Genomic DNA, 12,090 nt, shown 5'->3' with positions numbered 1-12,090 from the left:
TGAGGGGTAAATCTACCGCCTTCAAAGCGCGGCCGGGGGCGGCGCCGCATCGTCGAGGCGCGGCAGAAGAAGGTGCACGATCAGCAGCGCGACGAAATAGGCGCTGCCCGTCCAGATGAAGATGGGAACGTAGCTGCCGACCGTCTCCAGGACCTGCCCGACATAGCGCGCCATGATCATGCCGCCGATGGCGCCCGCGGCGCCGCCGATGCCCATGACGGACGCGACCGAACTCTTCGGGAAGGTGTCGGACACCATGGTGTAGAGGTTCGACGACCACCCCTGATGCGCGGCGGCGGCGAGCCCGATGATGGCGACCGCAGCGGTCAGGCTGGACACGCTGCTGGCGAACATGATCGGCAGGACGAGGATGGCCGATGCGAGCAACGCCAGCTTGCGGCCGGCATTGATGCTGTAGCCGCGCTTGATCAATGCCGACGACAGCCAGCCGCCGCCGATGCTGCCGACATCGGCAAGCAGATACACCGCGATCAATGGCGGGCCGAAGGTCTTCAGGTCGAGCCCGTGTCGCTTGGCGAAGAAGTCGGGCAGCCAGAACAGGAACAGGTACCATACCGGGTCGGTGAGGAATTTCGCACTGACGAACGCCCAGGTGCCGCGATAGCGGAACAGCTTGCGCCACGCGATCGGCGCGGTGCCGGCATCATTCTCCTGATCCGCGCCGATATAGGCCAATTCCTGCGCCGACACGCTCCTGTGCCGTTCCGGCGCGCGGTAGAAAGCGAGCCATGCCGCCAGCCAGACGAAGCCGAGCAGCCCGGTCACGACGAACGCGGCGCGCCATCCATAATTGATCGCGATGACCGGTACGAAGAGCGGTGTCGCGATCGCGCCGACATTGGCGCCGGCGTTGAGGATGCCCGCGGCCAGCGCGCGTTCCTTCTTGGGAAACCATTCGGCCACCGATTTGATCGCAGCAGGAAAATTCCCGGCCTCGCCCAAACCCAGCGCGAAGCGCGCCAGCGAGAAGCCGCTTGGACTGCGTACCAACGCGTGCGCCAGCGCGGCGAAGCTCCACAGGGTGATCGCCGCGGCATAACCGAGCTTGGAGCCGACCCGGTCGATCAGCGGCCCGCAGGCGAGCAGGCCGATCGCATAGGCCGCCTGAAACCAGAAGACGATCATGCCGTAATCGATCTCGGACCAGCCGAGTTCGCCCTGCAGCGTAGGCTTCAGGATGCCGATGACCTGCCGGTCGATATAGTTGATCGTCGTGGCGAAGAACAATAACGCGCAGATCACCCAGCGGACGTTGCCGCCCGCCTTTGCCGGGCCCTGGGGCCTCGCCTCGATCGAACCGTCCACGCTCGCTCTCCCGCTGCGGTTTATCCGCTTGTTATTCTGTGTCGAATCTCGTCAGCGCCTGATCGAGCAAGGCCCGGTCATGGGCGTTCGGCCGCCAGTGGCCGCCCAGCAGTCCGCGCTCGCCGAACATCGCATCGACAATGCCGGCGCGGCCAGCGGAGGACCATGCGGCGGCGAGGTCTGCCGCGCGCGGATCGTCGATCGGGCCGCGGACGTAGATCAGCCACGCAGACAGCGCATCGAGGGTTTCGGGGCATGCTCGCCCGCGTGCGGCGTTGGCATCGAGCGAAGCCAGCCAGCGCTGTGGGATCTTTTGCGATCCGTCGCTGGCGATCTGGCGCAGCGCATGGGGCAAAGCAGGGTTGGCGAACCGCTTCAGCAACGCCTCGGCATAAGCGCGCAAATCCTGGCCCGGCGCGGGATCGAAGCTCGCCACGGCCTCGTCGCGGATCAGCCGCTCGACCGCCTGGCCGATCACCGGATCGCCTATTGCCTCATGGGCATAGCTGAGCCCGGCGAGCAGCCCGCGATAGGCCAGCGCGGAATGCGCACCGTTGAGCATGCGCAGCTTTGCGGTCTCGTAGGGGGCAACATCGGCGACCAACTGCGCGCCGACCGCGTCCCAGCGCGGGCGGCGGCCGGCAAAGCGGTCCTCGATCACCCATTGCGCGAAGGTTTCGGTCACGATCGCGGCGTCGTCGCGCATGCCCAATTCGGCTTCGACGGCGTCGAGATCGGCAGCGGTGATCGCCGGCACGATCCGGTCGACCATCGTCGACGGGCAGGTGCATTCGCCGGCGAACCAGGTGCCGAGTGCCGGATCGACATGATCGAGCCACGCGCCGAGCGAGGCGGCGAGTATGCCGCCATTGTGGGCAAGATTGTCGCACGACAGAAGCGTCAGGCCGGCCATCCCGGCCGCACGTCGATCCGCAAACGCCTGCGCGAGATGATGGTAGATCGTCCCACCCGCACGATCGACGGCGGCGATGTCGAGCGTGCCGTCGCTGCGGCGATGATAGCCCTTTTCCGTCACGGTCATGGTGACGATCGCGACATCGGGCGAGGCAAGTGCGCGCCGAAGCTCGTCCTTGCCGTCCGATGCGACCACAACGTCGCGGACAGCACCGATCAGCCGCGACCCTGTCCCGGTCGCCGCCTTTACGGTGACGGTGTACAGACCGTCCTGCGGCGCCAGCGCCTCCCGCACCGCCGGCGATCGCAGCGATGCACCGATGATCGCCCAATCGCGATCCCCGGCCGACATTGCCGCATCGGTGAACACCGCCTGATGCGCGCGGTGGAACGCGCCGATCCCGAGATGGACGATGCCCGTGCGCTGTGCAGCCCGATCATAATCGAAGCGGGCAACGTCGGTCGGCAGCCGGTCGATCGTGGCCGCCGACAGCCTCACAGCCGATAGGCCCGGCGTACCAGCCCGACGGTGAGCTCGTGCGCCAGCTCCGCGGCTTCCCAATCCGCCAGCCGGTGCTCGGCGACAAGGCGGGCGAGAAACGCGCAGTCGACCCGGCGCGCGACATCGTGGCGTGCCGGGATCGACAGGAACGCGCGCGTGTCGTCGTTGAAGCCGACCGTATTGTAGAAGCCCGCCGTCTCGGTGGTCATCTCGCGGAAGCGGCGCATGCCTTCGGGCGAATCATGGAACCACCAGGCGGGCCCGAGCCGCAGGCACGGATAATGGCCGGCAAGGGGTGCCAACTCGCGCGCATAGGTCGATTCATCCAGCGTGAAGAGGATGATCGTCAGGTCCGGCTCGTTCCCGACAAGGTCGAGCATCGGCCGCAGCCCGTTGACGAAGTCGATGCGCCCAGGAATGTCGGCACCGCGATCGCGGCCATGGGTGGCGAACAGCCGGGCATTGTGATTGCGGACGCTGCCGGGATGGATCTGCATCACCATGCCGTCGTCGACCGACATCCGCGCCATCTCGGTCAGCATCTGCGCGCGGAACAATTCGGCATCGGCGGCGGTCACGTCGGGCGCGATCACGCGCGCGAACAAGGCTGCTGCCGCGCCGGCATCGAGGTTCGCCGTCTGGGCGGTGGGGTGACCGTGATCCGTCGCGGTCGCCCCGGCAGCCCGGAAGTCCGCACGCCGCTTGCGATGCGCGGCGAGATAGCCGGACCAGCTCCAAACGTCCTCGCCGGTCAGTTCGGCGAAGCGTGCCATGGTCGGGCGGAACGCCTCGTGCTCGACGTCGATCACCCCGTCCGGGCGATAGGTCGTCGCGACGCGGCCCTGCCAGCCCGAGGCACGGATCGCGCGGTGCGCGTCGAGCGGATCGTCGGCACCCTCGGTGGTGGCGAGGAACTCGATCCCGAAGCGATCGAACAGCGCGCGGGGCCGGAATGCATCGCTGGCGAGCCGCTCGCCGATCCGGTCGAAATACAGATCGCTGGTCGCGGCATCCAAAGCGACGTCGAACCCCAAAACCTCGGCGAATACGTGGTCGAGCCACAGTTGCGAGGGAGCGCCGCGGAACAGGTGATAATGGCTGGCGAAGGTGCGCCACGCCTCGCGCGGGTCGGTATCGGGTGCCCCCTCGCGTGACGGGACGCCGAGCCGCGCGAGATCGATGCCCTGGCTGTAGAGCATGCGGAACAGATAATGGTCGGGCGCCAGCAACAGGCTGGTCGCGTCGCGCCACGGTGCGTCGGTGGCGAACCAGCATGGATCGACATGGCCGTGCGGCGAGACGATCGGCAGCCCGGCTGCCTCGGCATAGAGCGCGCGGGCGATCGTGCGCTGGTCGGGATCGCTGGAGAACAGCCGATCCGGCGAGAGGTGCAGCGGGCGGGTCATTGCAACGCTGCCATGTGCGCGATGCCGCGTTCCAGCCCGCGCAGTTCCGCCAGCCCGCGCATCCGCCCGAGCAGCGAATAGCCCGGCAGCGTCACTTTCGACAGATCGTCGAGCATCTGGTGGCCATGATCGGGTCGCATCGGGATCGAGCGCCCCTCGCGAATCTGCAGCCGGTGGATCGCGGCGACGAGCGCGACCATGTCGGCATTGCCGGCGAGATGCGCCGCCTCGTGGAACGCGCCGTCCGGTTCACGCTGGACCGAGCGGAGATGCAGGAAGCCGATCCGATCGCCCAGCCGATCGATCATGCCCGGCAGATCGTTGTCGCCGCGCGCGCCGAACGATCCGGCGCAGAAGCACAGGCCATTTGACCGATTGGGCACGCGGGCGAACAATGCCGCCACATCCGCCTCGGTGCTGACCACGCGCGGCAGGCCGAACAGCGCGAACGGCGGGTCGTCCGGATGCACGACAAGCTGGATGCCGAGATCGTCCGCCACCGGACACACCGCCTCCAGGAAAGCTACATGGTTGGCGCGCAGCGCCTCGGCATCCACATCATCATATTGCGCCAGCGCGTCGCGGAACTGGGCGGTGGTGAAGGTCTCCTCGCTGCCCGGCAGGCCCGCGATGATCGTCCGTTCGAGCCGGTCACGCTCCTCTTGCGTCATCGCATGAAACCGGCGCGCGGCACGGTCGCGCAAAGCGGGGGTGTAATCCTGCGCGGCGCCGCCGCGTTGCAGGATGTGCAGGTCGTAGACCGCGGCGGCCTCCAGCTCGAAGCGCAAGGCAAGCGCGCCGTCGGGCATCGGCCAGGCCAGGTCGGTGCGGGTCCAGTCGATCACCGGCATGAAATTATAGGTCACGGTGCGGATGTCGCACGCCGCGAGATTGATCAGGCTTTGGCGGTACCGTTCTGTCAGCCCGTCCCAATCCGCCGCCCGTGTCTTGATGCCCTCGTGCACCGGCAGGCTTTCCACCACGGACCAGACGAGCCCGGCGGCCTCGATCCGGGCCTTGCGCGCGGCGATCGCCTCGCGCGGCCACACGTCGCCATTGGCGATCTGGTGCAATGCTGTCACGATTCCCGTCGCACCGGCTTGGCGGATATCGCGTAGACTTACGGGATCATTGGGGCCGAACCAGCGCATCGTTTCGGTCATCATCACTCGTCAGCTACCCCTCTCCGTCCGCGCTGACTTAAGGTCTCTTTTATCGCGATCGAGATCTATCTAGCATCGCGTAATCTGGTAGGCCAGATACAAAGAAGTGGTCAGGCCATTTGTATGGGAATGAAATGCATGATCCTGGTGCTCGGTGAAGGCATGCTGGAATTGTCGCGCGCAAGTGCGGACGGCCAGGGCTGGTCGCTCGGCCATGGCGGGGACACGCTCAACACCGCCGTGCATCTCGCGCGGCTTGGCGACCAGGTCGCGTTCGTCACCGCGCTCGGCAGCGATCCGTTCAGCCTGACGCTTCGCACCGATTGGACAGGCGAGGGGCTGGACCTGTCGCTGTTGCGTACCGATCCCGATCGTCGGCCTGCGCTGTATGCCATCACGACCGACGCGGATGGCGAACGCAGCTTCACCTATTGGCGCAGCGACAGCGCGGCGCGGTGGATGTTCGCGCTGGGCGACAATGCCGATCTGCTGGCTGCGGGCGCGACGGCAGAGCTGCTGTACTTCTCCATGATCAGCCTCGCCATTCTGCCGCCGGGGGGGCGCGAGACGCTGTTCGAGTTGTGCGCGCGGGTACGGTCGGGCGGCGGCCGGGTCGCCTTCGACAGCAATTACCGGCCGGCTTTGTGGGAAAATGTCGAGGTGGCGCGCGCCGCGCACCTGCGGGCGATCGCGGTCACCGATATCGGCTTGCCGACGCGCGAGGACGAACATGCCTTGATCGGTCTTGATGATCCCGCGGCGATCGACCGGGCGTGGCGCGACCACGGCGTCGGCGAGGTCGTCGTGAAGCTTGGCGCAGATGGTTGCTTTGCGAATGGCGCGATCCGCCCCGTGCCAGCGCCGATCGCGGCGATCGACACGACGGGGGCGGGGGATGCGTTCAACGCCGGGTATCTGCACGCGCGGCTGGCAGGCCGTTCGGTCGAGGACAGCGTGATGGCCGGGCACCGGCTCGCCGGATACGTGATCGGCCGGCGCGGCGGGATACCGGCGATCTCGGCCGACGCGCGTTATGCGGATTTGCGATAGCCGCTGGGGTGGGAATGCCGACAATCTACGGTCGCCGTCACCCCGGACTTGTTCTGGGGTCCACCGTGCCGCACGCTCCGCGTTCAAGAAGTCATCGGCATCGTAAGCCGCTTGGTGGACCCCGGAACAAGTCCGGGGTGACGGCTTTGGGCGGAACTAGAGTGCCGTCGCGTTAAAACTGGAAGTTCACCGCCAGCGCATAGGTCCGCCCGAAATACGACGTGTACAGCGGGTCCTTGCGCACCGTGTCGACGGTCAGGCGGTTGGTCTCGTTGGTGATGTTCGACACTTCGGCGATCAGCTTGATATTGTCGCTGATGTTGTACGAGGCCGAGGCATCGACGAAGATCGAGCTGGCGTTCGAGGTCGAATCCGCGTCCACCGAACCGCTCGGCACTGCGGTGAGGAACGCGGCGCGATAGTTCACCGTCGACCGGATGCTGAACTTCTTGTCCTCGTAATACAGCGTGCCGCTCGCCGTCTCGGGCGAGAGGCCGACCAAAGGCGCGGTGCGCGACAGCGTCGGCGAGATGACGTAGTTGATGTTCGAGCGGACGCGCGTGAAATTGCCCAGCGCACCGAAGTTGCTGAGCGCACCTGGCAGAAAGCGGAACGGCAGTTGCACGTTGAGCTCGAAGCCGCGCAGGGGGCCGCCCGGCGTGTTGTTGCTGCGCTGAACGGTGAACAAATCGGTCGGGCGCAGCTGCGTGCCGTCGAGCAGCGTCAGCGGCAGGCCGATATCCTGGAACGCGACCGACTGGCTCGTCGTCTGGATGTACGTCTCGATATTCTTGTAGAAATAGGCGACCGAGATCAGCGAGCCCGGCGCGAAATACCATTCGAGCGCGGCATCGAAGGTGTTGGCGCGGATCGGTTCGAGGAACGGGTTGCTGAACGACGCGGTCTGGATGACCAGGTTGGCGGAGCCCGCCGGGATCAACTGCCCGTAAGCCGGACGCGACATAACGCGGGCGGCGGAGGCGCGTGCGATCAGGTTGGACGTGATGTCCAGCGCGAGGTTCGCCGATGGCAGCCAGTCCTCATATTTGCGGCTGACCTCCGAGATGACGAAGCGCGACGAGTAGAGCGATCCGGCCGGTGCCGCCGTGGTGATCGGGCCATAGGTGTCCAGGCTGGTACGGACGTAGCGCACGCCGGCATCACCGCGCAGCGCGAACGGCAACGTGTTCTCGGTGTTGAACTTGACCATGGCGTAGCCGGACCAATATTTCTCCTCGACGCCGCCGAACGTGCCCTTGGCGCATTCGATGGTGCAATAGACGTAGCTGTCGAGACCGACGGCGCTGCGGAACTTGTCGGGATCGATCGAAACGAAATCCTGTAACAGACCGTCGAGATTTTTGCCCACCCCCTTGGTCACCGAGGTGAAGCTCGATAGCGCGACGCCGGACGGCAAAGCGAGCGGCGTGTTGGTGGCGAGTTGCCGCTCGCGTGCGGTGTATTTGTTGGTGCGATACTGGCCGCCGACCTGCACCGTGAAATCCGGTGCCGCTTGCCATTCGCCGTTCAGTTCCACCGTCTTGCTGGTGATCGTGTTGCGGCGGATGAAGTTCGACAGCTGTCCGCGCTGATCGCCATTGGCCAATGGCGGGCCGTATTGGAACAGCGCCGCATTGGTGGTGTCGATGCCATACTCGATCTTCGGGATATCGGCGCTGTCGCGGAAATCGATCGCGAAGTCGCGGGTGTCGTTCGAGTCGATCGCCACTTGCAACCGATCGACGTCTAGCTTCGACTGATTGACGCCAGCCAGGCCGAAGACGCGGAACGTGTCGGAGAAGCGGTGATCGAGGTTGAGGTTCACCTGCCGATAGGTCGAGGTGAACCGCTCGTCCTGCATCTCGGACCGCAGATCGACGCCGTCGAATAAACCGTGGATCAACGATCCATTGTCGTCCACCTCGATGTCCCGAACGGACGTCAGCGGCTGGCCGTTGTTCGAGATCGCACGGCCGAACGACCGCGCGTCGAACATCTGGTCGAGGCGCTTGACCTTGAAGCGTGAATAGAGGCCATCGAGCGACACGTCGGTATCGTCGCTCGGCTTCCACTGCAGCGTCAGCGTACCGGCAAGACGCTCCTGGTTCTGGCTGCTCTTCACCGGGCGCGGCAGGCGCGGCAGGAACACGCCGCCGCTGGGGCGGCCGTTCACGCCGGTACGGCTCATGATATAGTCATACGCTGCCTTGGTGCTGGTGCGGGGGTTACCCGTGCTGCAATTGTTGGCATCCGCGCCGATCGCTACCCCGTTGGGCTGGGTATATCCGGCCGCGGGACTGGTTACCGGCGTGCCGTTGTAGACGTAGCCGACCGGCGTGCAGAACGGGAAGATAATTCCTGCATTGGCGGTGCCCGCCGGTTGCGCCAGACCGTAGACGGTGGTCGGCACGACATCGACGGCCGAATAGGCATATTCCTCGATATGCCGCTTCGAATAGGCGATGCTGCCGAGAATGCCGAACGTGTCGCCGAACTTCTTGGCGACGAGCGCGGACAGGCGCGGATCGGCCTTCTTGCTGATGTCGTTGTAGATGCCGCGTGCGGTGCCCGACAGGACGAAATCCTTGGGCTGGTCGAACGGCTTCGGCGCGCGCAGATCGACCGTCGCGCCTAGCGATCCCTCTTCGACATCGGCCGACAGCGTCTTGCGCACGGACAAAGCGGAGAAGATCTCGGTCGGGAAGGTCACGAAGTCGAACGAGCGCCCGGTGGCGACGCCGCCGCGAATGTCGCTGCCGCTGACCTGCGACACGCCTTCCATGCCGTTGATGCGCACGCGCGTGAATTGCGAACCGAGCCCGCGCACCGAGATGTTGCGACCTTCGCCACCATCGCCACGCGACAACGCGACGCCGGGGATACGCTGCATCGATTCGGCCAGGTTCGAATCCGGAAACTTGCCGATATCCTCGGCCACGATGCTGTCGATTGCGGCGGTTTCCTGCCGCTTCAGGTTCAACGCGCTGTTCAGCGAGGCACGGAAGCCGGTGACGACGATGTCTTCCTGTTGAGCGGTGTCCGGTTCGGGCGCGTCGGTGGTCGGGGCGGGTGGGTTAGTCGCTTGCTGCCCGGCGGCGGGTGCCGCGATCAGCAGACCAAGGACGCTCGTCGATACAAGCAGTGACCGCCAGTCGAAGCCGTTGCAGCTCATTTCCCTCTCCCCGACATGTTCGAGCATGCGGGTGTTCGCTGCTCGACGTGTTTATCGCCGGCGAGGTATTCCTCTGCCGCCTGGAGGGTCAGGTATCATTGCAGTTCAGATATGACAATATGGAATCATTTGGTCAGGCAATCCGCCTGACCAATCACACGGAGCGGCGGGCGAGGGCGCGGCGGCGCTGGTCGGTTGCGGCGCGTGCGCGTTCGACGGCCTCGGTCTCGGTGACGTTGAGCAGATGGTCGATCACGCGCGCGAGATGGTCGCGCATGGCATTGCGCGCCTCCACCGGCGATCGCGCTTCGAGCGCCCGCAGGATGCGACCATGCTCTGCCATCCGGCTCTCAGTGCCCAGGCTACCTGCCTTCAGCAGCACCTCGCGTGCCAGTGGCGAGCGAAAGCGCATGTCCCAGAAATCGGCCACCGCGGAGATGATGACGGCGTTGCCGGTCGCTTCGGCAATGGCGATGTGGAAGCGGCGATCCGCTTCCTCTGCCGCCTCATTATTCTCCTGCGCCATTTGCGCGAGCAGCGCGCGCAGTTCGGCTAGTTGCGGCTCGGTGATCTCGGTCGCGGCGACGGCAGCGACCTCTCCTTCGAGCAGGCGGCGCGCTTCGGTGATCTCGAACGCGCCGATATCGAGTTCCTTGTCCGCGTCGGCGGTGGAGTCGGCGAGCACGAACACGCCGGAGCCTTTGCGCGCCTCGACCATGCCCTTCATCTCGAGCGCGATCATCGCCTCCCGAATCGTCGGGCGGCTGACCTTGAACCGTTCGGTAAGGTCGCGCTCGGCGGGCAGGCGCGATCCCACCGGGAACGCCCCATTCGCGATATCGGTGATGATCGCCTGCACGATCTTGCGGTAAAGTTTACCGCCGCTTTCAGCCGGTTGCATGCGTTCCCTCATCCGATAGCGTCTGCAGCGACGTTCATCGCTCTCCTTCGCGCTACCCTGCCCAGCGTCAAGCGTGATGTCGATCCGTCCGGCCCTGATGTGCAGATTAAAATGTCTTACAATCCTATTGCATGTGGCCCGACCACAATTTACGACCTGTTTCAGGAGATGTCGAACGACAACAAATGTCGGCGACGAACGATGCGAGACGTGCGGGCGAAGGTCCGGGCCTCCTCGTGGAAAAGAGAAGGGGATCGCCGTGGCTCGAGGATTCGCAATATTCGCGTTGGCAGCCGCGCCGCTGGTCGTGCAGCCGTCCGTCCGCGCGGCGCCCCCGGCGCAGCGGACCAGCCAGGCGCAGGCGCCATGGCGCGACGTGACGCCGAAAAGCGGGCTGACCGGCTGGCGTGCGACCGGCGGCAAGGCGACCTATGAATTCGACAATGGCGAACTGGTCGGCCGCGCCGCCACGGGGGATACCAACAGCTGGCTGGTTTCCGATGCGCAATATGGCGACTTCATCCTGGAATTCGACGCAAAAACCGATCCGACGCTCAATTCCGGTGTGATGATCCGCGGGCAGAGCCGGCCCGATTATCGCAATGGGGTGGTACACGGCTATCAGGCCGAGATCGATCCGTCGTCGCGCCGCTGGAGCGGGGGCATGTATGACGAGCAGCGCCGCCAGTGGCTCTACACGCTCGGGCGCAACGAGGCGGCGCGGCGCACCTTCCGCTCGGGCGACTGGAACCACTACCGCGTCGAGGCGATCGGGACGCGGTTGCGCACCTGGGTGAACGGCGTGCCGGCGACCGACACCGTCGACGACATGGATGCGCGTGGGTTCATCGCCTTTCAGGTCCACGCCATTCCCGACGCGGCGGCGCCGCGCCGGCCCGAGGTGCGGTTCCGCGACGTGCGCATCATCACCGATGCGCCGGCACGCTATGCACTGCCCGCGACCGGGCTCGAGCAGCAGGGCTGGCTGTCCAATCGGCTGTCGAGCGGCGAACAGCGCGCCGGCTGGAAATTGCTGTGGGACGGCAGGACGGGTGCCGGCTGGCGCAGCGTCAAGGCGGCGGGCTTTCCGACATCCGGCTGGTCGATGGCGGGCGGCGTGCTGGCCGGCAAGGGTGGTGGCGGCGACATCGTTACGGCCCGCGAGTACCGCAATTTCGAGCTGTCGGTCGACTTTCGCCTGACGCCCGGCGCAAATAGCGGGATCAAGTATTTCCTCGATGCGGGCCGGTTGAAGAAGGGCGAGGGGATCGGGCTGGAATATCAGTTGCTCGACGATGCGCGTCATCCCGATGCCAAGATGGGCCGCGACGGCAACCGGACGCTCGCGTCGCTGTACGACCTGATCACCGCGCGCAACCTTTCGGATCCGGACAGCCCGGGCAAGCGGATCAATCCGCCGGGCGAATGGAACCGCGCGGTGATCGTGGTGCGCGGCAATCGTGTCGAGCACTGGCTGAACGGCTTCAAGATGGTCGAGTACGACCGCGGATCGCCGGCGTTCCGCGCGCTGGTCGCGCAGAGCAAATATGCCGACATTCCCGGCTTTGGCGAAGGCGGGCAGGGGCCGATCCTGCTGCAGGATCATGGCGGCGGGGTCGATTTCCGATCGATCAAGCTGCGCGAACTCTAATAGG

General features: G+C 65.6%; 8 protein-coding genes. 2 read left to right on the top strand and 6 right to left on the bottom strand.

What is annotated here, in order from left to right; translation table 11 throughout:
• Positions 1-21 precede the first annotated feature (21 nt).
• From NV382_RS05635 to uxuA, 4 genes are read right to left on the bottom strand one after another with little or no spacing between them, the layout of a single operon-like run.
• Entirely contained in the window at positions 22-1,326 is a 1,305-nt protein-coding gene (locus NV382_RS05635; RefSeq protein ID WP_260599537.1) for an MFS transporter, read from the bottom strand.
• A gap of 31 nt (positions 1,327-1,357) precedes the next feature.
• Positions 1,358-2,740, bottom strand: coding sequence for a mannitol dehydrogenase family protein (locus tag NV382_RS05630; protein WP_260599536.1), 1,383 nt, complete (start codon positions 2,738-2,740; stop codon positions 1,358-1,360).
• On the bottom strand, positions 2,737-4,149 hold the full coding sequence (uxaC, locus tag NV382_RS05625) for a glucuronate isomerase (RefSeq protein WP_260599535.1): 1,413 nt from the start codon (positions 4,147-4,149) through the stop codon (positions 2,737-2,739). The genes NV382_RS05630 and uxaC overlap by 4 nt, the downstream gene beginning before the upstream one ends.
• Positions 4,146-5,312 (bottom strand): mannonate dehydratase, encoded by a 1,167-nt coding sequence (gene uxuA, locus NV382_RS05620; RefSeq protein WP_260599534.1) that lies wholly within the window; start codon positions 5,310-5,312, stop codon positions 4,146-4,148. Before uxuA ends, uxaC begins: the two co-directional genes overlap by 4 nt.
• A gap of 123 nt (positions 5,313-5,435) precedes the next feature.
• Between uxuA and NV382_RS05615 the strand changes: the two genes are divergently transcribed.
• Positions 5,436-6,362, top strand: a complete 927-nt coding sequence (locus NV382_RS05615; protein WP_418066762.1) for a sugar kinase — start codon at positions 5,436-5,438, stop codon at positions 6,360-6,362.
• A gap of 172 nt (positions 6,363-6,534) precedes the next feature.
• Here the strand turns inward: NV382_RS05615 and NV382_RS05610 are convergent, their stop codons facing one another.
• Together NV382_RS05610 and NV382_RS05605 are read right to left on the bottom strand one after the other, a co-directional pair.
• Complete coding sequence (locus NV382_RS05610) at positions 6,535-9,534, bottom strand: TonB-dependent receptor (RefSeq protein WP_260599532.1); 3,000 nt, start codon at positions 9,532-9,534, stop codon at positions 6,535-6,537.
• A 154-nt stretch (positions 9,535-9,688) separates the two neighbouring features.
• Positions 9,689-10,435 (bottom strand): FadR/GntR family transcriptional regulator, encoded by a 747-nt coding sequence (locus tag NV382_RS05605; protein WP_260599531.1) that lies wholly within the window; start codon positions 10,433-10,435, stop codon positions 9,689-9,691.
• Positions 10,436-10,694: 259 nt separating this feature from the next.
• Here NV382_RS05605 and NV382_RS05600 point away from each other — a divergent pair, with 259 nt between their 5' ends.
• Positions 10,695-12,086 (top strand): 3-keto-disaccharide hydrolase, encoded by a 1,392-nt coding sequence (locus NV382_RS05600; protein WP_260599530.1) that lies wholly within the window; start codon positions 10,695-10,697, stop codon positions 12,084-12,086.
• The last annotated feature ends 4 nt before the right edge of the window (positions 12,087-12,090 follow it).

The sequence above is a fragment of the Sphingomonas endolithica genome (genome assembly GCF_025231525.1).
GTDB classification, from domain to species: domain Bacteria; phylum Pseudomonadota; class Alphaproteobacteria; order Sphingomonadales; family Sphingomonadaceae; genus Sphingomonas; species Sphingomonas endolithica.
This window is presented reverse-complemented; position numbering and strand designations above follow the sequence as displayed.